Consider the following 22691-nt stretch of genomic DNA (forward strand, 5'->3'; position numbering starts at 1 on the left):
TTGTGATAAACGGAGCTTTTTACTATTGGATACAATAAACGATTACACCAACGATAATAATCATGTTGCCGATGAGTTTACGTTTCGTTATTTTTTCTCCCAGGAAATACCAACCGAAAATTAATATGATGATATAACTTAAGGATTCTAATGCTGATGCTTGTTTTAATGCCATGCCCTTCATGGCGATAACATTTAATCCGGCGTTAATTACAAATAAAGAGTAGCCGATAATAACATAAGGATTCACATATTCTTTTATTCTAGAATCGTATTGTTGCAAAGTAGCTTTTTTTAATAATATTTGTGAGTAATTAGCTAAAATTATCCCGAAAATAAATAATAACATATAACTATTCATCTTTTGTCACCACCACAATTCCGACGATAATAATAGCTGCACCAAGTAAATGATTCCACTGAATCGTATCTCCAAATAGAAATACTGACCAAAGCATTGACCACAGTATAATAATCCCGCGATGTGAATATGCTTTTGAAATTTCGAAATGTTTAATTACTTGTTGCCATAAAATTGCATATCCGAATAAAAGTATAACTAATCCGAAATAAGCAACAAAAAATGAGATGGAAGCAATGGGGAATTTAGCTGCCCATTTCATGTAAACCATAATGATAGAATATATCAAAAAAGCTACATGTAAAAATACGTAATTTTTAATAGTTGGTTTCATTTATTCACTCTCTTTTGCATATAAATATATATTTATACCTAATTTTTCTAGTGTTAGATATTGGAACATATTTTGTTTAATCTTTCACATTCCAAATTATATAGTATCATGGCTTTTATTGTAAAACAATAGAAGCTATGTATTCATTTTTTCCAAGGTTCTACAATGTGTATCGTTTTATTTGTTGCATCCAACTCTACTTGAACACCGATAGGCATGGTAATCATTGGATGTGTATGACAACAATCGAAGTCAGCTAGAAAAGGAATTCTTTGATTTTGAAGTACTTCTAGTAGTATTTCAAAAGGTTTTCGATTTGTACCACAATCATCAAATTGCTCATGTTTTCCAAGAATGATACCTGAAATTTTATCGAATACACCGTTAATTTTAAGTAATGAAAAGCTTCTTTCAATAGTAGCTGCATCTTTTGAACTGTCCTCAATGAAGAGAATGTCGCCTTCTTGAATATGTGGCATATAGGGGCTACCCCAAATTCCTTGTATCGTGTTTAAATTCCCGCCAATAATACGCCCAGTAGCTTTTCCATCAATTACTGAAATCCAATCGTTTGGTCGAAGTTCTTTCTCCTTTGTCTTTTCTTCCCAATTAATAAATTCATCTGACCAAAATAATGGTTGTTTTATATGATAAGGAAGAGAATGATCATGTAGTAAAGTTTCAGCGAAATATTTGTATGTGCAATCAACAAAAGGTTCAAATTCGCCAAAGGAAGGGACGAGAGCTGGTCCATAAAATGTAGGGATTCCTGTTTTGGTGTAAATTGCTAGTAATAAAGCAGTTGCATCTGAATACCCAATCATTATTTTAGGGTTCTTTAGAAAAGCATCATAATCAATATAAGGTAATATTGAATTTGAATTCATCCCACCAATTGTTGACATAATACAAGAAATATTAGGATTTCTTATTAAGACATTTAGCTCCTCAGCACGCTCTTGTATACTACCAGAACGATAAAAATCATATCGACCTGTTAATGAACCTTCTAATATATGAAACCCTTTCTGTTGTAAGTAAGATTTTGCTCGTTCAAATCTCTTTGGTGAAGTGTAGGTTACTGGTGAAGAAGGGGAGTAAATCCCAACTGTGTCTCCGTATTTTAATGATTTTGGAAGTAGCATTTGTATGAATCCCTTCTATTAAATAGTTTATCTCGCTATTTGACGGGTAGCCTGATTGGTGGGGCTGATTAAAGTTTCGCTTTATTTACGAGATTTTATTATTAAATATTCTTACGTTTCAATATTGTAAGTTTAACATAAATAAATTAAAATAATCATTGCTGTACTATGAATAAATATACCTTTTACCTTGACTGTATAAAGGAATTGTTGATAAGGTTAAATGTGAGTGTATAAAAGGTTTGCTAAAGGAGTTTTGAAATGAATCGGTTAAAATGGGGAAGGATGACAGTCCTATTAGTCATTATTTTAGGGATATGTTGGTTCTTATTCCAAGGAAATCAAAAGAGCATAGCGAATGTAGAGGGACAACCTTTGCAAGTGGCAGAACTACCTAAAGCAGGATTTACTGAAAAAGTAGTCCCGCCAAAGTACATCCCACCAGAAATTAACGCAAAAGCAGCTATGATTATCGATGCGAGTGATGGAGATATTATTTATCAATATAATGAAAATGAAGCTTTTGCACCGGCTAGTATGTCTAAGATGATGACAGCGTATCTCTTACTAGAGAGTATACATAACGGGAAAGTTCGCTGGGAAGATCCAGTAAAAATGAGTGCGAAGGCGGCACAAACAGAGGGAGCGAGAATCCCAGTACAAGTTAATGATACATTAACTGTTAAAGATTTATATCATGCATTAATGATTGAGTCAGCTAATAATTCAGCTGTGGCTTTAGCAGAACATATGGCAAAATCGGAGAAAGATTTCGTTCAGCTTATGGATGCAAAAGCGAAACAGTTAAAAATGTCGGAACATGCTAAATTTGCAAATGCTTCTGGATTACAAGAGCCAGATGGAAGTGAAACAAAAATGACGGCTGGTGATGTAGCGCAATTGGCATATCATCTTATAAAAGATTATCCGGAAATATTAGAAGTGACTCACTTACGCCAAAGTCAGCTAGCATTTAATAATATTAATGTTATAAGCACAAACGACATGTTAAATAAAAATAATAAAAGTTTATATATAGAAGGAATGGACGGACTAAAGACTGGATTTACAGATAGTGCAGGATACTGTTTTACTGGGACTGCAAAGCAAGGTGATAATCGAATTATTACAGTGGTCATGGGGACATCAAGTAAAACAAAACGTTTTACAGAGACAAATAAGTTAATGTCGTATGCATTTGGATTAGTTAATTAAGTAAGTAAAATACGAATCTAGATCGCTACATAAGTAAGACTGTTTGTTGTTACTAATTTTAGATAACAACAAACAGTCTTTTTATTTTCATTTTAAAAAGGAAAAAGGGTCTAAATATAAGTGTTATTATTTGAGTTTGTTTGTTGCTGTGATATTATAAAGTTATAAGCTTATTAATAATAAGTTTGAGGGGGCGTAATATGATATATACATATGAAATAGCCTCAATTGAAAATTGGAGGGAATTATGATGGCAAAAGATTTTTACTCAGCAATTGAAGACAGAAGATCTATTTATGCAATTAGTAAAGAGCAAGTAGTTTCTGATGAGAAAATTCAAGAAGTGATTTATCATGCTGTAAAACATACACCTTCAGCTTTTAATTCTCAAAGTGCTCGCGTTGTTGTTTTATTAGGAGAACAACATGATAAATTATGGGATATTACGAAAGAAACGTTACGAAAAATTGTACCTGAAAATAACTTTGCACCTACTGAAGAAAAAATGAATGCATTTAAAAGTGGTTATGGAACGGTTTTATATTTTGAAGACAGTGAAGTAGTGGAAAGCCTTCAAGCTAACTTTGCATTATATAAAGATAATTTCCCAACTTGGTCTCAGCAATCATCAGGAATGTTACAATTTGCAATTTGGACAGCTTTAGAAATTGAAGGGTTTGGTGCTACGTTACAGCATTACAATCCGCTAATTGATGAAGAAGTGAGAAAAGAGTGGGATGTTCCAGCAAATTGGAAACTTATTGCGCAAATGCCATTTGGTAAACCGGTAGTACAGGCTGGTGAAAAAGAATTCCAACCGTTAGAAAACCGTGTGAAAATTTATAAATAAAATAATTTGATAAAAGGTGAACAGGAATATAACCTGTTCACCTTTTTTTATACGTAATAAGGGTTTTTTTGTCCGGCATTTTTCATCTGATTTTTTAATTCATCTTTACGTGTTTCAATAGCGGATACTTTTTGTAATGTTATCATTGAAACGAATTGAATAAAAGCATAGTATAGCTCTATATTTTTTTGTATTGGATCATCTATTATATTTCTCACAAATATGCCTCCTCTTTTTATTCCAATAAAAATCCGCATTAACGGGCAGCCCGAGTGGTGAGGGTTAAAAATTAGCGGAGGATGTATAAAACCCTTACTGATTAAAGTTTCATTTTATAAAATGAAACTTTAATCAGTTCGCTAAAATTCTTATTTATTAAGATATGTATATAATACTATAAACATCCTATAAATTCCATTATCGAAAAAGAGAACAGTTGGTATAGTGTGTGTTTTCTTTAAAGGAGAAATCGGCTTTTGTGAAATAAATCTTACAATTCGTCAAATTATTTCAAAATTGTAGATAGTATAGAAATTTAGTTTTCTAAAAATATTATACTATTGATAAATAGAGTGATTTTTGTCATGATGAAAGTATACTTTATGTAAGGAGCTTTATAAGGAAATACATACTTGAGTTTGTATTAGGTTAATAGAATTTTTTATAATAGATAGAAAAGAGATATTTTATATTAAAATATTAAATAGAATGTCGAATTTTTATGTGATATATAAGAAATTTGAAAAAACCATTGCAAAAACACTGTGTTTAATGATAAAGTTCACATGAAGTTCACACGGATTTCACTTTGTTCATTTAAAATGAACTACGTGTGAAAAATAAAACTCTTGCTAAAAAATGGAACTGGATGAATATTTTACTTTGATAATATTGTAAAGTATTAAAGTTTTAGTTTTTTTTAAGAGGATAGTAGGGAAAGGAAGTAAAGACAACTTATGAAAAAAGTAATTGCAGGTTTAGCAGCAGCTTCTGTAGCTGGCGTTGCAGTTCCAGGAATGGATTCTGCTCATGCACAAGTTTCAAATGAAGCGCTAAAAGAAATTAATGGACAAACTCAAACTCAAACTCAAACTCAAACGACTGTAACTGAAACAAAAACTGTAGAAACAACTTCTGAATTAAAATACACAGTAACTGCTGATGTATTAAATGTTCGTTCAGGTGCTGGTACAGGACATAACGTTATTTCTAAAGTAAAATCAGGCCAAGTGCTACAAGTAGTTGGACAAGAAAATGGTTGGTTCAAAGTAAACGTAAATGGTCAAACAGGTTATGTAAGTGGTGACTTCGTAACCACTGGTGGCAAAACAGGAACGACTGTTCAACAAGGAACAGGTACTTACACAGTAAACGTTTCTTCACTTAACGTACGTACAGGCCCAAGTACATCTCATACAGTATTAGGTTCTGTAAACAAAGGTAAAACAGTACAAGTTGTAGGTGAAGTACAAGATTGGTTTAAAATCAACTTCAATGGTGGAACTGGATACGTAAGCAAAGACTTCGTAACAAAAGGTGGTTCTGCTGTATCTAACGAAACACAACAACCAACTACAAACAACAATACTACAACAGTTCAAACTGGTGGTTCTTATGTTGTTAACACTGGTGCTTTAAAAGTACGTACAGGCCCAGCTACATACAACGCTGTAATCGGTGGAGTAACAAATGGTAAAGTATTAAACGTTACTGGTGCTGAAAATGGTTGGTACAAAATTAACCATAACGGCCGCACAGGTTACGTAAGTGCAGACTTCGTTAAGTTTGTAAAAGGCGGAGTAAACAACGTTACAAATAACAATAATGTTACAAATAACGTTCAACAACCAGGTAAAGACGTACAAAAACCAACAACAGGTGGAGATACATCTTCAATCGCTGGATTCGCTAGATCTTTAAATGGTTCACCATACAGAACTGCTGGTACAACACCTGCTGGTTTTGACTGCAGTGGATTCATTCACTACGTATTAAATCAAACTGGTCATAAAGGCGCTCGTCAAACAGTTGCTGGATACTGGAGCTCTAAAACAAAAACTAGCAATCCACAACCAGGTGATTTAGTATACTTCCAAAATACTTATAAATCAGGTCCTTCTCACATGGGTGTTTACTTAGGAAACGGTCAGTTCATTAGTGCAGAAACAGATGCAACTGGTGTACGTATTAGTTCTGTAAGTAACTCTTACTGGAGCAAGCACCTATTAGGTTACACAAAAGCATACTAAGAAAAAGTAGTTTTATATACTTTTCGTATAGTGAAAAGGCTTTCCAAGGAAACTTGGGAAGCCTTTTTATAGTTGAATAAATTGGAAGTTTAATAGTTTTTATTTTAACTTTCCATTTAAAAATCGATCATATAAGTCATGGAAATAGTTAGGACGAAATAAGTTCGCTGCATGTCCCGCTAACGGTATTTCCTTATATAGAACGTTAGGCAAAATAGATTTCAAATCAAATAGACAAGATTTATAGAGATGATCATGCTCTCCCATTACCCATAGTATAGGGTGAGGAAGTGATTTTAATTTAGATTTTAAATCGAATTCTAACCGATGTCGTAATGACTGGGCAATTATGGATGAATGTAATTGTAATCCGAAACGGTAGTAAATATTTCTTGAAATGACTGCGAACGGATTTGCTTTTAATATACCGCTTGGAAAAATAGTATTTGCGTATTGAGAGAGCCATTTAGAGTATTCATCTCCTCGCTTCTCCCAAAAATTTTGAAATACATTATATAAACGAGAAGGGTTATTGTAATGTCCTCCAATATGACAAATACTTAATACTTTTTCTGGATGCATTTGTGCAAAAATTGTAGAGATGTAACAGCCGTAACTTAGCGCACAAATATGTGCTTTTTTAATACCTTCTTGCTCATATAAGTTTAATAATTGATCTACGAGGCGCTGTAATGAAAAGTCGATTGCTTCTCCTTTATCATCACCGTGACCTAATAAGTCATAAGTTATAATGTTGTAGGAGGAAGAAAAACGTTTTTGTTCCTTTTTGAAGGCGCGACGATTGCCAACTAATCCATGAATAAAAATAATTGTTTCCTTTTCAGAATGTATATTTGTTTGCAAAAAGGATACTCCTTTCACTAACTGGAGATTTATATCGTGTTGTAAATTATTTATCTATCATTTACATAGAATAATATTAAGTACCAGGTAATAATATCAGATGTTTATATCTGTTGTAAAGATGAGTTTTTATGTATATTTTGTAAAAATAGAAAAAGTGTGTTTACATTCAGTTTACATTTGTATCGTATTCTAATTTTAGAAAGAACAGTTTTGTTTACCACGAGGAGATGAACAGGAATGGAAGTTAGAAATGAAATGAAGAAAAAAGGGAGTTGGAGGCAGTTTTTACGCCTTATTCAAGATACAAATCCTCCGAAAGGAATTTTAGTTTTTGCGTTATTAATGAGTTTGCTTTCTACGGGAGCGAGTTTATTTATTTCCTATGCTGACAAAAGGATTAGTAGATAATTTTTCGCTTTCTTCAATTAGTGCAGGACAAATTGTTGGATTAGTTGCTTTCTTTGTAATGCAAACTATTGCGGCAGGGTTGTCTATATATTTACTAAATTATATTGGGCAGAAGATTGTAGCGGGACTAAGAGAACGTTTGTGGAAAAAGGTACTTATCTTGCCGGTATCTTATTCCGATCAAAATAGAACAGGTGATACAATTACCCGTATGACGAATGATACAGGTGTAGTGAAAACGTTAATTTCTGAGCATTTGTCAAACTTATTAACAGCCGGTATTTCAATTGTTGGATCGTTAATTGTATTATTTGTTTTAGATTGGAAAATGACTGCGTTACTTTTAACGGTTATTCCGTTGTCTGTGTTAATTTTAGTTCCACTTGGACGAAAAATGTATAAGATTTCAAAAGCGCTTCAAGATGAAACGGCATCTTTTACAAGTGTGTTAACGCAAGTGTTATCAGAAATTCGTTTAGTGAAATCTTCAAATACAGAAAAAAGAGAATATGAAACGGGTAATACAGGTATACAAAAGTTATTACAATTTGGTTTGAAAGAAGGAAAAGTGCAAGCATTAATTTCGCCAGTTATGTCGTTTGTTTTAATGGCACTACTTGTTATTATCGTAGGATATGGCGGGATGCGAGTTTCTAGCGGTGCATTAACAACCGGTGAACTTGTAGCGTTTATTTTGTATTTAGTTCAAATTGTAATGCCGATGAGTCAATTATCTATGTTCTTTACACAATTCCAAAAGGCAATTGGTGCAACGGAAAGAATTAGTACGATTTTAGAATATGAAGTAGAAGATCATGAAACTGGTGTGAAAGTGACAAATGCTAAGCAACCAATTGTTCTTGAAAATGTACATTTTGAGTATAACGAAGAAGAGCAAGTTTTGAAAAATATTGATTTCACAATTGAATCTGGGAAAGTGACAGCGATTGTAGGACCAAGTGGTAGTGGGAAAACAACGTTATTCTCATTACTGGAACGTTTTTATGAGCCAACTAGTGGCGCCATTAAATTAGGGGAAGAATCAATTACGAGTTATTCATTAGAGTCATGGCGACGTCAAATCGGTTACGTATCACAAGATAGTCCGTTAATTGATGGAACAATTCGTGATAATATTTGTTACGGTGTTGAGGGCGAAGTAACGGATGAAGAAATTGAAAAAGTAGCAGCAATGGCATATGTTGATGCATTTATTCATGACTTACCAAACGGTTATGCAACAGAAGTTGGAGAACGCGGTGTGAAGCTTTCTGGGGGACAAAGACAGCGAATTGCTATTGCCCGAGCGTTACTTCGAAATCCGCAAATTCTTATGCTCGATGAGGCAACTTCAAGCTTAGATAGTAAATCTGAGTCTGTCGTTCAAAAAGCATTAAATAACTTAATGAAAGGCAGAACAACATTAGTGATTGCACATAGACTTTCTACTGTTGTAGATGCAGATAAAATTATCTTTATTGAAAAAGGGAATCTTACAGGTAGTGGTACGCATGATGAATTATTACAGACGCATGATATGTATCGTGAGTTTGCAACGCAGCAATTGAAAATTAAAGAGGGTGCATTATAAAATGAATCATCAGTGGGATTTTACTCCACTGATGATTCATTTTTAAAAAATATATTAGATGCTAAGTAGAAAGGAAATGGTTCCTTTGATACCTAAAATTTTAATAGTAGACGACGATCCACACATTAGAGAACTCGTTTCTGTATTTTTAGAACGAGAAGGTTTTCAAACATATGAGGCAATTGATGGAGTAGATGCACTTCAGAAAATGGATGACGTAAAAGTCGATATGGTTATTCTTGATATCATGATGCCAAATATGGATGGATTTGATGTATGTTTTGAATTAAGAAAATACTATGATATCCCGGTTCTGATGCTAACTGCCAAAGGAGAAACATCACAAAAAGTAAAAGGATTTCACCTTGGGACAGATGATTATCTTGTAAAACCATTTGATCCTATAGAACTAGTAGTGAGAGTAAAGGCATTATTGAAACGTTACCAAATTACAGTTTCGCAATCGATTCAAGTTGGAAATGTATTATTAAATCGTAAAACATTCGAAGTTACATCTGGAGAACAAACGGTTACGTTACCGTTAAAAGAATTTGAGCTGCTCTTTACTTTAGGGGCTAAATCGGGAAGAACTTGTTCGAGAGAGCAATTAATTGAAGAAATATGGGGATATGATTTTGAAGGGAATGAACGTACACTAGACGTTCATATTAATCGGTTACGTGAGAAGTTTCAAGAAGAGCAATCGAAATTTAGTATTAAAACAATAAGAGGATTAGGGTATCGCTTAGAGGTAAGTAAATGAGAAAAAGAAAACGAATGAGTAAGTTGAAGATGCTGAAAGTATTTGGAGCGGTATTAGCGCTCTTTTCTATTCTTACTATCATTTGGTCTATCGCATTTTATGTAGCAACTAGTTTATTGAATGCTTTTGACGTAAACGTATCGCCGTTTGTTGCCTTTCTAATTAGTGATATGGTCGGTTTTGTCTTTATTATTCTTATTTGGACATTGATTGGAATATTAATGAGACCAAAACGAGAGGCGATGATTTGGACTATTATTGAACCGATACAAAAAATTGCAAAAGGAGACTTCTCCGTAAAAATAAGAAATGAAGAAAAGTATGATGGTGAAATTGGCGTGCTCGTAAAAAGTATAAATGATATGACAGATGAACTGAATACGATGGAGAAAATGAGACAAGAGTTTGTATCGAATGTTTCTCATGAAATACAGTCACCGTTAACTTCTATAAAAGGATTTGCTAGAGCACTACAAGACGATAATCTTTCTGAGGAAAAAAGAAAGCATTATCTTACCATTATTGAAACTGAAACAACGAGATTATCTAAACTAAGTCAAAATTTACTAAAGCTAACTCTTTTAGAATCAGAAGAGTATACACCAGAAAGAGTGAGCTATCGATTAGATCAACAATTAAAGCAAATTGTGTTAAATAGTGAACCACTCTGGGCTGAAAAAGAAATTGAGTTAGAACTAGATTTAGAAAAAGTATATGTTATTGCTGACCAAGAAAGTATGAGTCAAGTGTGGATTAATTTAATTCATAATAGTATTAAATTTACTCCAAGCGGTGGTACGATTACTATTCAGTTAAAGGAACATGAGACAGTAGTGGAAGTGCGTATCCGTGATTCAGGAATTGGTATATCAGAAGAACAGAAACAACATATTTTTGAGCGTTTTTATAAAGCGGATTCTTCACGAAATCGTGCCTATGGAGGAAGTGGCTTAGGTTTAGCTATTGTAAAGAAAGTACTCGACCTTCATCATGGGGAAATAAAAGTTGAGAGTGAGGAAGGAAAAGGTACTGAATTTATTGTGCGTATGCCAAATCATGAAGAGAAATAGTGTTAGAAGGAGAACCTTCTAACACTATTTCTCTTTAAAAATGCATTTACCGTTACTGCAATTATATTGAAAAGCTTTTCCTTCGCTTTTCATACTCATACACTCCCCTATGCTGGATTTGTTTTTATTTTACATGAATAATAGTAAAAAAATGAAACTTATAAATAAAAACTTTCTACAGTTACCTACAAGTAACCTACGCACATGAAAGTGCATCATTGCCTTTTTACATAAACATAGATACAATTTTAATATAATACATAACTGAGATGATTAAGGAGTGTTATACTTGGCAGAATTATTACAAGGTAAAAATGCTTTAATTACAGGAGCAGGTAGAGGGATTGGTCGCGCTGTAGCAATCGCATTAGCGAAAGAAGGCGTAAATGTAGGCTTATTAGCTCGTTCAGAAGAAAACTTAAAAGCTGTAGCGAAAGAAGTAGAAGCAGAAGGTGTAAAAGCTGTTATTGCAACTGCTGATGTTTCTTCATACGAAGAAGTAACAACTGCGATTGAAACGTTAAAAAATGGTTTAGGATCTATCGATATTTTAATTAATAACGCTGGTATTTCTAAATTCGGTAAGTTTTTAGAACTAGACGTTGCTGATTGGGAAAAAATCATTCAAGTAAACTTAATGGGTGTATACTATGCAACTCGTGCAGCTTTACCGAGCATGATTGAACAACAATCTGGTGATATCATTAACATTTCATCTACAGCAGGACAAAAAGGTGCACCTGTAACAAGTGCATATAGTGCTTCTAAATTTGGTGTCCTTGGCTTAACAGAATCGTTAGCGATGGAAGTTCGCAAACATAACATTCGTGTAACAGCTTTAACTCCAAGTACAGTAGCAACTGATATGGCTGTAGATTTAGGATTAACTGATGGAAACCCTGATAAAGTAATGCAAGCAGAAGATATTGCAGAATTTATCGTAGCGCAGCTGAAATTAAATAAACGTACATTTATTAAATCTGCTGGGCTTTGGTCTACTAATCCATAGGAATTAAATTTAACTTTAAAAGAAGGGATATCTATTCTATAAGGGGTAGATGTCCCTTCTTTATTTTTTGTATTCAAGATAGAATTTTCGGTATAATTAAAAGTGAATGGTAGAAAGCATTGGTAAATTGAAAGGAATGGCAGTTGTAAAAGAGTGATGTAAGGAGGGAAAAGGAATGAAAAAGAAGTTTCAAAAATTATAACGTGTAGCGTGTATAACGAGACTAGCTCGTGGACCTCCAATATACATAACACTATATTGTATATTAAAAAATTGGAGGCTATAAGTAGATGAGAACTGAAAAAGAAATGTTAGATTTAATTATAAATACAGCAATAGAGGATGAAAGAATTCGAGCTGTCATCATGAATGGATCGCGTGTAAATCCAAATGTGAAAAGAGATTGTTTTCAAGACTATGATATTATGTATGTTGTAAATGATATACAATCTTTTACGTCTAATCATAATTGGATTCATAGATTTGGAGAAATAATGATTGTACAAATGCCAGAAGAAATGTTGTTAGTTCCACCAGATGAAGACGGGAAGTTTCCATATTTAATGCAGTTCATGGATGGGAATCGGATTGATTTAACGCTAGTTCCAGTTGAGTTAATAAAAAAGTTCGTTGGACAAGATAGTTTAAGTAAACTGCTTCTTGATAAAGATAATTGTCTGGAAGAATTCCCGCCAGCAAGCGATAAGGATTACTTAATAAAAAAGCCTACAGAAAAAGAGTTTTTAGATTGTTGTAATGAATTTTGGTGGTGTAGTACGAATATCGCAAAAGGGTTATGGCGAGAGGAACTTTCTTATGCAAAAGGAATGCTTGAAGGACCAGTGCGAGATATGTTCATCGTAATGCTAGAATGGCATATTGGTATGAAAACAGACTTTACAGTTAATACAGGGAAGTTTGGAAAGCATTTCGAGCAATATATTGAAGAAGATATGTGGGAGCAATTTAAAAGGACATTTTCTAATGCAGAATATGAAAATATATGGGAGTCATTCTTTGTTATGGGTGATTTATTTAGGGAAGTGGCGAACGAAATCGCTAACACATATGAATATCAATATCCGCAAGATGAGGATGATAAAGTGACGAACTATTTAAAACATGTGAAAGCTTTGCCAAAAGATAGTACATCAATTTATTAATAATATAAAGTAGTAAGGCTTTCCTAATTAAGGACAGTCTTATTTTTGTTTATGAATAACAATTTCTCTAACAAAGTGCAGATGAATCACATATGAAAATTTAGGGAGGTTTTTTATCATGTATTATTTTTATTCGCCAGAAATGTTTGCTCCATATCAATGGGGACTAGAACGAGATGTTTCGTATGCTTATATGCCATATAACTCATTTTATTATGGAGACTATATAAACTCATTGCCATACGCATATATCCCTCAAAATTATGAAGTACAAATGAAAGCAGATGATCGTGGATCGTGGACACCATTTTCATGGGTTGAAAAATATGCATACGCATTTTCAGGACCGTATAATAAAGCGGAAGTCGCTCTTACATTTGATGATGGACCAGATTTAGAATTCACGCCAAAAATTTTAGATAAGTTAAAACAACATAATGTAAAAGCTACTTTTTTCTTACTTGGTGAAAACGCAGAAAAATTTCCGAACATAGTAAAGCGTATTGCAAATGAAGGGCATGTAATTGGTAATCATACGTATAGTCATCCGAACTTAGCGAAAGTAAATGAGGATGAGTACCGTAATCAAATTATAAAAACGGAAGAAATATTAAATCGTTTAGCTGGTTATGCACCGAAGTTTATACGTCCGCCATACGGTGAAATACTTGAAAATCAATTAAAATGGGCCACAGAGCAAAATTTTATGATTGTACAGTGGAGTGTTGATACAGTTGATTGGAAAGGTGTGAGTGCTGATACGATTACAAATAATGTGTTAGGGAATTCATTTCCTGGAAGTGTCATCCTCCAACATTCAACACCAGGTGGGCATTTACAAGGATCTGTTGATGCACTAGACAAAATCATTCCGCAGTTAAAAACGAAAGGGGCACGTTTTGTAACACTTCCAAGTATGTTCCAGACATCAAAAGAAAGAAAGTGAATGTGTTATAAATTGGAAAAATAAGGGTTGTGTCGTATAATGAAAGTGTAAGTTAGGGGGGGATATAATTGATTGATGCACTAGTAAACATAGGAATAAGTATATTGATTGGTATTATTTTTATACTTGCGGCAATTATTCTTCAAAAAAATCCACCGACCGATATTAATGCGGCATATGGTTATCGTACGAAACGATCTATGAAAAATAAGGAATTATGGGATGCGGGTAACAGGTATAGTGCAGAAGTGATGAAGCAAAACGGATTTATCATGATGTTAATTGGAAGTGTTATTAGTATACTGTTTAGATATCCACATACAATAATAGCGATTATAGTGGTTATGCTGTTATTAATCATTCGTTTATTTATACAAGTAGAGAGTAGATTAAAAATCCTTGAACAATAATAAAAAATAGGACTCTACGCAATATTATGCTAGGAGTCCTATTTTATTTATAAACTATTATTTTTTAATAATTCTTTTCCTTGCTCTATAACAAATTCATAGTATGCAAGATCATACGGATAAATATCTTCAAATGTTATCGTAATCGGTGTATTGTTTAAGACTGAAATAGTCGTTAAAGATGAAATCTCTCCTTTTAATAGTTGTAGAAAAGAAGTTGCATGTACTTTCATCACATCGTCTACTTCTTCACCTGGTGCGAATGGAAGTGGATTGATGACGTTGTGAAAATACATATGACAAAACTCGCGATCAGTAAGATTTGAAATTTCATAATCTATTTTAAAGATTCCCTTGTATGTTAAATCATTAGTTTGAAAGGAAAGCCCTAATTCTTCCTCAATTTCACGAAGACCACCAATTTGTACATCTTCATCATGCATAATATGTCCAGCTGAAGTAATATCCCATATACATGGAGCTTCTTTTTTATTTTTAGAGCGTAATTGGAAATATAAAAACATATCTTCAGTATCTTTTTCTACAAACCAGCAATGAAATGTCTCGTGCCAATCGCCGTCACGATGCACTTCATCACGTAATTTCTTCCCAAGTGTATTTCTTTCAGGATCAAATATTGTTAACCACTCTGTCATTTTAATTCCCCTTTCCTCAAATTTTATTATACAATATTTGTATTGAATTTTGGGAAAATAAAGAAAAAGGAGTGGTTATAAGTGGGGATAGAGCGTACGGAAATAAAATCGATTATTTCAACAGAGGAAGAGTTACGGAAAATATTGGGGCAACCAAGTGAGCGAGCGTTGAAAAAAGTCATTTCATCATTAGACCACCATTGCGTAGATTTTCTTTCTAAATCTCCTTTTCTAGTATTATCCACTGGAAATCAGTTGGGGGAGTGTGACGCCTCGCCGCGAGGAGATGCACCTGGATTTGTATACGTACTCAATAATAATAAAATTATCATTCCAGAAAGACCAGGAAATCGTCGTATAGACTCCATTTTGAATATTATTTCAAATCCACGTGTAGGACTAATCTTTTTTATTCCAGGTCTTGGGGAGACACTCAGAATAAATGGCCGAGCGTATATTACAAACGACGAAGAAATTTTGAAAGAAATGCAGGCGAATGGACGCAATCCGTTGCTTGGAATTGTTGTTGAAATAGAAGAGTGTTATATTCATTGTGCAAAAGCGTTTATTCGTTCTAAGATGTGGGATCCAGAATCTTGGTTAAATAAAAAAGAGTTACCATCAGCAGCAAAAATGTTGCTGGAGCATGCGAAAGTGAATGCTTCAGAAGAAGATGTTGCACGTTCTTTAGAAGAAAGTTATACAAAAAGATTGTATTAAAAATTTTATTGATATAATTTTGTAAGGTGAGTATGTACGGGTTTTAGAATGGGGATTTATCCCGCATTAACGGGCAGTAACACCCCTACCTCAAAATTCAGCGAAAACAAAGAAGTCAGGTGGGGATCAACTGCCCGTAAAAGCCCGATTGGTGAAGGCTAATAATCAGTGGGGATGAACAAAATCCCCACTGATTAAAGTCTCACTTTATATATGAACCGTTGATTTATAAACTGGAGAAATGACAAAATAGGTAAATTGAGTGGCAGTTGCATAATGCTATTGTGAAATATAATAAAAAGTTATTTTGAAAATAGTTAGTAAAAATAGGCTTGCTTTTTAAAAAGTTGATAACTATAATAAGTTAACAAATAGACATGAACGAAAAAGTAATGATAAGGACACGAAATCATTTTTACGGTTTACAGAGAGGGAAGCCAAGGGTGTGAGCTTCCTAACACGAGAAATGATTTTACCACCTTTGAACTTCAATAGTGAACGAGTAATCTAGTAATTATTGACGGTATCAGCCGTTATCTGAACTTGAGCAATCTAGGGAGAAATACGTCTAGATTGGAACAAGGGTGGAACCACGAAAACACATTCGTCCCTTTCCTAGGGAAGAGTGTGTTTTTTTATTACTTTGAAAGGAGGTGCGGTAATATGAAACGATTTATAAGTACGGAAATAACCACCACCTGCATGACAAAAAAGCAGAGTAAGGTGATTTATAGATGTAACAATTAAACTTTTAGGAGGAGATTAGAAGATGAATAACGTTATAAATGTTGGAGTATTAGGTTTAGGTACGGTCGGAAGTGGTGTTGTTCATATTTTGAAAGAACATTATAAAAAAATCGCACTTGATACAGGATACGAAGTGAAAGTGAAAACAGTCGTTGTACGTGATTTGGAAAAAGAACGCGATGTTTGTATTGATGGAATTGCAGTAACAAGTCATGCAAATGAAGTTCTAAATGATTCAAATATTGATATTGTAGTAGAGGTAATGGGTGGAATTGAAGAAGCAAAGCAGCATATTGTTAAGGCTTTACGAAATAAAAAGCATGTCGTAACAGCAAATAAAGATTTAATGGCTGTATATGGTGCAGAGCTTCTTCAACTGGCGAACGATAATGATTGTGATTTATGTTACGAAGCGAGTGTAGCGGGCGGTATTCCAGTGTTAAGAGGACTAACTGATGGGCTAGCATCAGATCAAATTGAAAAAATAATGGGAATTGTAAATGGTACAACAAATTATATGTTAACAAAAATGAGTCAAAATGGATGGTCTTATGAAGAGGCTTTACAGGAAGCACAAAAATTAGGCTTTGCAGAATCGGATCCGACAGCAGATGTAGATGGACTAGATGCGGCGAGAAAGGTAGCAATTCTTGCAAACTTAGGTTTTTCGATGAATGTTTCATTAGATGATGTGCAAGTAAGAGGGATTCGAAAGGTCGAAAAAGAAGATTTACAAATGGCTGAAAAGTTAGGATTTACTATGAAGTTAATTGGGAAAGCAGAAAAACAAGGATCAGCCATTCATTTAAGTGTAGAACCGACGCTTTTACCGAGCCAGCATCCATTATCAAATGTGAATAATGAATTTAATGCAGTATATGTTCACGGTCAAGCGGTAGGAGAAGTAATGTTTTACGGACCTGGAGCTGGAAAGTTGCCAACTGGTTCTGCTGTAGTAAGTGATATTATTTCCATCGTTAAAAATATGAATCAAGTGCCGAAAAATAAAAGTGCGTTAAAAGAACCAGTTCCTTATGAATTACAAGGTGATGAAGAAGTAGTTTCGAAATATTTCTTGCGTATTTCATTACGAGATGAGCCTGGGATGTTACAAAAAATAACAGAATGTTTCGTTAATTACTCTGTAAGTTTAAAAGAAGTTATTCAATTACCTTTAAACCGTGAACTGGCAGAAGTTGTTGTTGTGACACATCGAACTTCCAAGTATCAATTCGAACGAGTTTTAGGAGCGATAGAAGCTGTCGCAAGTGAAATAAACAGTTACTACATTATTGAGGAGGAAAAACAATATGTATAAAGGACTATTGAAACAATATGCTTCTTATTTACCGGTGAATGAAAACACACCTGATGTCAGTTTAATGGAAGGAAATACACCTCTTATTCCGTTATTAAATATATCAAAGCAATTAGGGATTCAGCTATATGGTAAGTACGAAGGAGCGAATCCGACAGGTTCTTTTAAAGATCGTGGTATGGTGATGGCAGTTGCTAAGGCGAAAGAAGAAGGTTCAGAAGCAATCATTTGTGCATCAACAGGTAATACATCAGCATCAGCTGCAGCATATGCGGCACGTCTTGGGATGAAATGTATAATCGTAATCCCTGAAGGAAAGATTGCGCATGGAAAATTAGCGCAAGCGGTCGCTTATGGAGCTGAAATTATTTCAATAGAAGGGAATTTCGATGATGCACTTAAGGCTGTAAGAAATATTGCTGCAGAAGAGCCGATTACATTAGTAAATTCAGTGAATCCTTATCGAATTGAAGGACAAAAAACGGCAGCATTTGAAATTTGTGACCAATTGCAAAATGCACCAGATGTTCTAGCTATCCCTGTTGGGAACGCAGGGAATATTACAGCATATTGGAAAGGTTTCTGTGAATATGAGAAAGAAAAAGGTTATAAGAAGCCAAGAATTCATGGTTTTGAAGCAGAAGGAGCAGCTGCAATTGTAAAAGGGCATGTAATTGAAGAACCTGAAACAATTGCAACAGCGATTCGCATCGGTAACCCAGCAAGTTGGTCGTATGCAGTAGAGGCTGCCGAGCAGTCTTGTGGTGAAATAGATATGGTATCAGATGAAGAAATTTTACATGCGTATAGGTTATTAGCAAAAACTGAAGGAGTTTTCGCTGAACCAGGATCAAATGCTTCATTAGCTGGCGTAATTAAACATGTTAAATCTGGAAAAATCAAAAAGGGAGAAACAGTTGTTGCAGTATTAACTGGAAATGGTTTGAAGGATCCTGATATCGCTATTTCTTCAAATCAACTAGACATCGCAAGTTTGTCAAATGATATAGAACAGATTAAAGATCATATTAAAGGGGTGATTATGTCGTGATACCATTAAGTGTTCGTGTCCCTGCTAGTACGGCAAATGTTGGTCCTGGATTTGATTCAGTTGGAATAGCTTTGTCATTGTATTTAGATGTGGTGGTTAAAGAAAAAGCTGATAAATGGCAAGTAATCCATTCCTTTGAAGAATCAATTCCGACAGACGATAAAAATTTAATCGTTAGCACGGCATGTAAAGTCTGTCCTTCTATATCACCCCATATAATAGAAGTTACTAGTAATATCCCATTAACAAGAGGGCTAGGAAGTAGTGCATCAGCGATTGTAGCTGGGATAGAACTTGCGAATCAACTAGGCAATTTGAACTTAACTGCTGATCAAAAAGTTCAAATTGCTACAAATTTTGAAGGACATCCTGATAATGTTGCTGCTTCTATATTAGGTGGAACTGTAATCGGAGCACTTGATGGAAAGGATATTTCCGTCGTAAGAATTGAGAGCAAGGAGTTAGGGGTAATTTCTCTTATTCCGAATGAAGAATTAAATACAGATGAAAGTCGATCTGTATTACCAAAGATGTTTCCGTTTCATGAGGCAGTTAAAGCTAGTGCGATAAGTAACGTATTAGTAGCTGCATTATGTCAAAAGCGGTGGGAAGTTGTAGGTGAAATGATGGAGAGAGACCATTTTCACGAGCCATATCGTTTAGAACTCGTACCGTTATTACCATCTATTCGTAAATGCGCAAAAGAATTTGGTGCGTACGGTACAGCACTTAGCGGTGCGGGACCATCTATTTTTATATTAACGCCATATGAGAAACGTCAAGAAATCGCTGAGCAATTAGCGAGAGTATTTACAGATATGAAAGTATGTGAGCTTGAAATCGACCATAAAGGTATTATTGTAAATAAGGAAGAGCATATTGGATCGTAAAGAAAGCTGGCATGGCTAGCTTTCTTTACGTTGCAAACCTATTTTAAATTGGGTTTTTTCGGAAAAAAATATAAAACAAATGTTGATTTTGAATAATGTAAGTAAAGAGTGCATTCATTTTGGAGGTGATTAAATGAATAAAGAGTCACCAGAAGAAAAAAGAGAGCGTATGAGACAAAGTGAATTAAAAAGTATTCCTACGGGTTCTTTACATGACGGACTCAATAGAGCGGAAACAGGTAGTCCAGTTGATATAGCAGGCGGTATGAATTGGAAAGGTACAGGGATAATCATTTTAGTACTACTTTTAGGATACATTGTATACACTTATTTTTTCAGTTAAAGAATGCTTGTTAAAATTTTGATTTGTTTAGTTTCATAATTGTTGAGAAAAAATGCAGTTACTGTATTACATATCTTCTAAGCAAGTTATAGTTGTTCATATCAACTTTTAATAATCCAAATAGAGCTAGCAAAATGCTAGCTCTATTATTTTTTGCCACATTCCTGTAACAAACCACCTGTATATTCATTGGTGGAGGTGCAGAGGATGAAAAAAATGATAGCGATATGTCTTCTAACAACTATGCCATTTTCGACTTTAGTCGGTTGTGACGTAAAAGGTAGTAATGCTGTACAAGAGTCTAAAATAAAGAAATCGACGTATAAAGATTTTACTTATGATGTAAATCCAGAAACATTCACATTAACTGTAGAACATGAGGGGGTAAAGGAACAGGCATCACGACCCCTACCGAAAATGAAGGTATCGAATGTAAAAAAAGAAAAGGATCGTACATCGTGGGAATATCCAGATCAAAAAGTAAAAATAAAATTAGAAAAGAAAAAAGACCACTTAAACATTGAAGTGGAATCGACTGGTGCAGAAAGCTTTACATGGCCGAAAGTAGAAGCTGAAAATTATACACTTCCGTTATGGGAGGGTAAGCAAATTCCGAGCAATGATGAGAATTGGAAGAAGTTTTTAAAGGATGATGCATATTCATTTGCTGAATCATTTTCTATGAAGTTTTTCGCATTAAATGGTTCGAAATATTCAATTGTATATATTGCAAACAATATGTTTAATAATGAATTGAAGTTTCATTCGGATCCGAAAATAGGATTTGGTTTTACACATGAATTTCCGAGCATAAATAAAAATAAAACATATGGATTTCAATTATATGTGACAAATAATGATGCGGTAAGCATTGCTAAACTGTATAAGGATGATATTGTTCGAAAAGGTGAATTTAAAACATTACAAGAAAAGGCTAGAAAAAATAAAGAAATCGAAAAGTTATATGGAGCGGCGCATTTTTATTTTTGGAATCAAAATGGTCTATCAGAAAATAATATAAATTGGCCAAAACTAAGGGAGCAAATAAATAGCCCGCTGTTTAGTCATATAAAAGAACTTATTCAAAAGAATAGTTCAGAGCCTGGGGAACTGAATGTATTAGATCAAGTAAGTAAACAAGATTTCATTGATAAGTATCAAAAAAATGTTATTTTACGTTATATAAACGAAGTATTATCCATGAAGGAATTTTATAAAGAGGATATTTTTCAAAACGTTGATCAGGAAGCTAGTGTGCTATTAAAGAAAGGTGTAGGTTACTTAACGAACACAGAATTGTATAGCTTAAATAAGCATTTATTAAAGTCGTTACTTGGTGATGCGGTTGAAGAGGTAAGTAAATGGGGTAATGCAGATGGAACGGACATACTAAAGGAAATGAAAGAGGTAGGAATAGAAAAAGCGTGGATTGGTCTGCCGAACTGGGAACAAGGATTTATGCAACCTAATTTCGTGACAAAAGCGAAGGAAATGGGGTATTTAGTCGGTCCGTATGATTCATATCATTCCATTCACGAAAAAAGTGATAAAAATTGGAACACAGCATCCTTTAATGACCCATCATTATATGAAGAGGCTACTGTAACGAAGAAAAACGGAGAAAAGGTGCAAGGCTTTTTAGGCAGAGGTCGCAAGTTAAACCCGACTTTATCGCTGCCTAGTGTAAAGGAACGCATGAATGATATATTACAAAATGGTCCTAAATATAATTCATGGTTTATTGATTGTGATGCGACAGGTGAAATTTACGATGACTATTCAGCGAAACATATAACGACACAAGAGCAAGATTTAAAAGCACGTTTAAAACGAATGGACTACATTGCGCAAGAAAAGGGTATGGTCGTTGGTTCTGAAGGTGGAAATGATTTTGCTAGTAGTACGATTGCATTTGCACACGGAATTGAAACACCTGTTATTAAATGGGACGATGAAGATATGCGGAAAAATAAAACAAGTCCGTATTATGTCGGTGGATATTGGTCACCAAATCAAAATGTGCCTGAAAAATATGCAAAACAAGTACCATTGAAAGAAGAATATAAACAAGTATATTTAAACCCAGTATATTCAGTACCATTATATAAATTAGTATACAATGATTCCGTTATTACAACGCATCATTGGGAATGGGGAAGTTTAAAGGTAAAAGATGAAGTTGGAAATCGAATGCTGTCTGAATTATTGTATAATGTTCCTCCGTTGTACCATTTAGATGAAGTAGAGTGGAATAAACATAAAAAAGAAATTACAGAGCATCTAAAAGTTTGGAATGAAGTTCATGAAAAAGCAGTAAAAGAAGAGATGACGAATTTTGCGTATTTGTCAGAAGATAAGCTAGTACAATCTGTTTCTTATGGAAAAAATATTAAAATCATTGTGAACTTCTCAAATGAAGACATGGAAGTAGAAAAAACGAAAATAAAAGCAAAGTCGGCTTTTATTGATAATCAGGGGAAGAAAAGCATGTATACGCTGTTTGAGAAATAATAACGTGAAATATACTGTATTCATAGAGGTTTTATCATTAGCTGGACTCTTTATTCATATCGTTTATCTGGAAA

Annotated in this window: 21 protein-coding genes, 2 pseudogenes and 1 other annotated feature; of the genes and pseudogenes, 16 read left to right on the forward strand and 7 right to left on the reverse strand. The window is 34.1% G+C overall.

The features are described 5' to 3' along the window. Window positions 1–22 precede the first annotated feature (22 nt). The 3 genes from BC_RS09725 to BC_RS09735 form a co-directional block, all read right to left on the reverse strand. Entirely contained in the window at window positions 23–361 is a 339-nt protein-coding gene (locus tag BC_RS09725) for an EamA family transporter (RefSeq protein WP_001089868.1), read from the reverse strand. Continuing rightward, window positions 354–695, reverse strand: coding sequence for an EamA family transporter (locus tag BC_RS09730; protein WP_000805125.1), 342 nt, complete (start codon window positions 693–695; stop codon window positions 354–356). The genes BC_RS09725 and BC_RS09730 overlap by 8 nt, the downstream gene beginning before the upstream one ends. A 143-nt stretch (window positions 696–838) precedes the next feature. Continuing rightward, window positions 839–1840, reverse strand: coding sequence for a S66 family peptidase (locus BC_RS09735; protein ID WP_000926333.1), 1002 nt, complete (start codon window positions 1838–1840; stop codon window positions 839–841). A gap of 261 nt (window positions 1841–2101) precedes the next feature. On the opposite strand from BC_RS09735, the gene BC_RS09740 reads away from it, so the two are divergent. Together BC_RS09740 and BC_RS09745 are read left to right on the forward strand one after the other, a co-directional pair. Further along, window positions 2102–3055 carry a D-alanyl-D-alanine carboxypeptidase family protein gene (locus BC_RS09740; RefSeq protein ID WP_001080871.1) on the forward strand — a complete coding sequence of 318 codons (954 nt, stop codon included), beginning with the start codon at window positions 2102–2104 and terminating at the stop codon, window positions 3053–3055. A gap of 247 nt (window positions 3056–3302) precedes the next feature. Then, complete coding sequence (locus tag BC_RS09745; RefSeq protein WP_011110028.1) at window positions 3303–3905, forward strand: nitroreductase family protein; 603 nt, start codon at window positions 3303–3305, stop codon at window positions 3903–3905. Window positions 3906–3952: 47 nt separating this feature from the next. Here BC_RS09745 and BC_RS09750 read toward each other — a convergent pair whose 3' ends face one another. After that, entirely contained in the window at window positions 3953–4123 is a 171-nt protein-coding gene (locus BC_RS09750) for a hypothetical protein (protein WP_001244277.1), read from the reverse strand. A 738-nt stretch (window positions 4124–4861) separates the two neighbouring features. Here BC_RS09750 and entFM point away from each other — a divergent pair. Continuing rightward, window positions 4862–6154: an enterotoxin EntFM gene (entFM, locus tag BC_RS09755; protein ID WP_000755498.1), complete on the forward strand. Its 1293-nt coding sequence runs from the start codon at window positions 4862–4864 to the stop codon at window positions 6152–6154. Between the two features lie 99 nt (window positions 6155–6253). Here the strand turns inward: entFM and BC_RS09760 are convergent, their stop codons facing one another. Further along, the gene (locus BC_RS09760; RefSeq protein WP_001194309.1) at window positions 6254–7018 is read right to left on the reverse strand and encodes an alpha/beta fold hydrolase; all 765 of its coding nucleotides are present in this window, start codon (window positions 7016–7018) and stop codon (window positions 6254–6256) included. A gap of 240 nt (window positions 7019–7258) precedes the next feature. Here BC_RS09760 and BC_RS09770 point away from each other — a divergent pair. The 3 genes and pseudogenes from BC_RS09770 (at window position 7259) to hitS (ending at window position 10853) form a co-directional block, all read left to right on the forward strand. Then, window positions 7259–9020 (forward strand): annotated as a pseudogene (locus BC_RS09770) (ABC transporter ATP-binding protein). An 85-nt stretch (window positions 9021–9105) separates the two neighbouring features. Then, a complete protein-coding gene (gene hitR / locus BC_RS09775; protein WP_000612413.1) occupies window positions 9106–9783 on the forward strand; it encodes an envelope stress response regulator transcription factor HitR in 678 nt (225 codons plus the stop codon). Next, complete coding sequence (gene hitS / locus BC_RS09780; RefSeq protein ID WP_001231630.1) at window positions 9780–10853, forward strand: envelope stress sensor histidine kinase HitS; 1074 nt, start codon at window positions 9780–9782, stop codon at window positions 10851–10853. The genes hitR and hitS overlap by 4 nt, the downstream gene beginning before the upstream one ends. A 24-nt stretch (window positions 10854–10877) precedes the next feature. On the opposite strand, the pseudogene BC_RS28415 reads toward hitS, so the two are convergent. Continuing rightward, window positions 10878–10946 (reverse strand): annotated as a pseudogene (locus BC_RS28415) (DUF3139 domain-containing protein); the annotation flags it as partial. 196 nt (window positions 10947–11142) lie between these two features. Here BC_RS28415 and BC_RS09785 point away from each other — a divergent pair. The 4 genes from BC_RS09785 to BC_RS09800 all read left to right on the forward strand — a co-directional run bounded on the left by BC_RS09785 (window position 11143) and on the right by BC_RS09800 (window position 14381). Next, complete coding sequence (locus BC_RS09785; protein ID WP_000818985.1) at window positions 11143–11862, forward strand: 3-ketoacyl-ACP reductase; 720 nt, start codon at window positions 11143–11145, stop codon at window positions 11860–11862. 290 nt (window positions 11863–12152) lie between these two features. Further along, a complete protein-coding gene (locus BC_RS09790; RefSeq protein WP_001258500.1) occupies window positions 12153–13025 on the forward strand; it encodes an aminoglycoside 6-adenylyltransferase in 873 nt (290 codons plus the stop codon). 118 nt (window positions 13026–13143) lie between these two features. Beyond that, window positions 13144–13971, forward strand: coding sequence for a peptidoglycan-N-acetylglucosamine deacetylase (locus BC_RS09795; RefSeq protein WP_000291199.1), 828 nt, complete (start codon window positions 13144–13146; stop codon window positions 13969–13971). A 71-nt stretch (window positions 13972–14042) separates the two neighbouring features. Next, window positions 14043–14381: an SdpI family protein gene (locus tag BC_RS09800; RefSeq protein ID WP_025118474.1), complete on the forward strand. Its 339-nt coding sequence runs from the start codon at window positions 14043–14045 to the stop codon at window positions 14379–14381. A 47-nt stretch (window positions 14382–14428) separates the two neighbouring features. On the opposite strand, the gene BC_RS09805 is transcribed toward BC_RS09800, so the two are convergent. Beyond that, complete coding sequence (locus BC_RS09805) at window positions 14429–15037, reverse strand: NUDIX hydrolase (protein ID WP_000141357.1); 609 nt, start codon at window positions 15035–15037, stop codon at window positions 14429–14431. Window positions 15038–15118: 81 nt separating this feature from the next. Between BC_RS09805 and BC_RS09810 the strand changes: the two genes are divergently transcribed. The 6 genes from BC_RS09810 to BC_RS09835 all read left to right on the forward strand — a co-directional run bounded on the left by BC_RS09810 (window position 15119) and on the right by BC_RS09835 (window position 22617). Further along, entirely contained in the window at window positions 15119–15757 is a 639-nt protein-coding gene (locus BC_RS09810; RefSeq protein WP_000510731.1) for a pyridoxamine 5'-phosphate oxidase family protein, read from the forward strand. Between the two features lie 383 nt (window positions 15758–16140). Beyond that, window positions 16141–16372, forward strand: a binding site (T-box leader). Between the two features lie 154 nt (window positions 16373–16526). Continuing rightward, window positions 16527–17822 (forward strand): homoserine dehydrogenase, encoded by a 1296-nt coding sequence (locus BC_RS09815; RefSeq protein ID WP_001066908.1) that lies wholly within the window; start codon window positions 16527–16529, stop codon window positions 17820–17822. Continuing rightward, on the forward strand, window positions 17815–18873 hold the full coding sequence (gene thrC / locus BC_RS09820) for a threonine synthase (RefSeq protein ID WP_000276434.1): 1059 nt from the start codon (window positions 17815–17817) through the stop codon (window positions 18871–18873). Before BC_RS09815 ends, thrC begins: the two co-directional genes overlap by 8 nt. Beyond that, window positions 18870–19763 (forward strand): homoserine kinase, encoded by an 894-nt coding sequence (gene thrB / locus BC_RS09825; protein ID WP_000612682.1) that lies wholly within the window; start codon window positions 18870–18872, stop codon window positions 19761–19763. The genes thrC and thrB overlap by 4 nt, the downstream gene beginning before the upstream one ends. A 133-nt stretch (window positions 19764–19896) precedes the next feature. Next, window positions 19897–20106, forward strand: a complete 210-nt coding sequence (locus BC_RS09830; protein WP_001031475.1) for a DUF6366 family protein — start codon at window positions 19897–19899, stop codon at window positions 20104–20106. Window positions 20107–20313: 207 nt separating this feature from the next. Then, the gene (locus BC_RS09835) at window positions 20314–22617 is read left to right on the forward strand and encodes a glycoside hydrolase (protein WP_000738108.1); all 2304 of its coding nucleotides are present in this window, start codon (window positions 20314–20316) and stop codon (window positions 22615–22617) included. Window positions 22618–22691: the final 74 nt, after the last annotated feature.

Origin of the sequence: Bacillus cereus ATCC 14579 (assembly GCF_000007825.1) — a bacterium.
Taxonomy (GTDB): Bacteria; Bacillota; Bacilli; order Bacillales; family Bacillaceae_G; genus Bacillus_A; species Bacillus_A cereus.

Excerpts from the sequence above, each read along its gene's own strand:
- BC_RS09790 (WP_001258500.1), top strand. The coding sequence starts at position 12,153 with ATGAGAACTGAAAAAGAAATGTTAGATTTAATTATAAATACAGCAATA.
- BC_RS09730 (WP_000805125.1), bottom strand. The coding sequence starts at position 695 with ATGAAACCAACTATTAAAAATTACGTATTTTTACATGTAGCTTTTTTG.
- BC_RS09815 (WP_001066908.1), top strand. The coding sequence starts at position 16,527 with ATGAATAACGTTATAAATGTTGGAGTATTAGGTTTAGGTACGGTCGGA.
- BC_RS09735 (WP_000926333.1), bottom strand. The coding sequence starts at position 1,840 with ATGCTACTTCCAAAATCATTAAAATACGGAGACACAGTTGGGATTTAC.
- BC_RS09830 (WP_001031475.1), top strand. The coding sequence starts at position 19,897 with ATGAATAAAGAGTCACCAGAAGAAAAAAGAGAGCGTATGAGACAAAGT.
- hitS (WP_001231630.1), top strand. The coding sequence starts at position 9,780 with ATGAGAAAAAGAAAACGAATGAGTAAGTTGAAGATGCTGAAAGTATTT.
- BC_RS09740 (WP_001080871.1), top strand. The coding sequence starts at position 2,102 with ATGAATCGGTTAAAATGGGGAAGGATGACAGTCCTATTAGTCATTATT.
- BC_RS09805 (WP_000141357.1), bottom strand. The coding sequence starts at position 15,037 with ATGACAGAGTGGTTAACAATATTTGATCCTGAAAGAAATACACTTGGG.
- BC_RS09725 (WP_001089868.1), bottom strand. The coding sequence starts at position 361 with ATGAATAGTTATATGTTATTATTTATTTTCGGGATAATTTTAGCTAAT.
- BC_RS09795 (WP_000291199.1), top strand. The coding sequence starts at position 13,144 with ATGTATTATTTTTATTCGCCAGAAATGTTTGCTCCATATCAATGGGGA.
- BC_RS09745 (WP_011110028.1), top strand. The coding sequence starts at position 3,303 with ATGATGGCAAAAGATTTTTACTCAGCAATTGAAGACAGAAGATCTATT.
- thrC (WP_000276434.1), top strand. The coding sequence starts at position 17,815 with ATGTATAAAGGACTATTGAAACAATATGCTTCTTATTTACCGGTGAAT.
- entFM (WP_000755498.1), top strand. The coding sequence starts at position 4,862 with ATGAAAAAAGTAATTGCAGGTTTAGCAGCAGCTTCTGTAGCTGGCGTT.
- BC_RS09835 (WP_000738108.1), top strand. The coding sequence starts at position 20,314 with ATGAAAAAAATGATAGCGATATGTCTTCTAACAACTATGCCATTTTCG.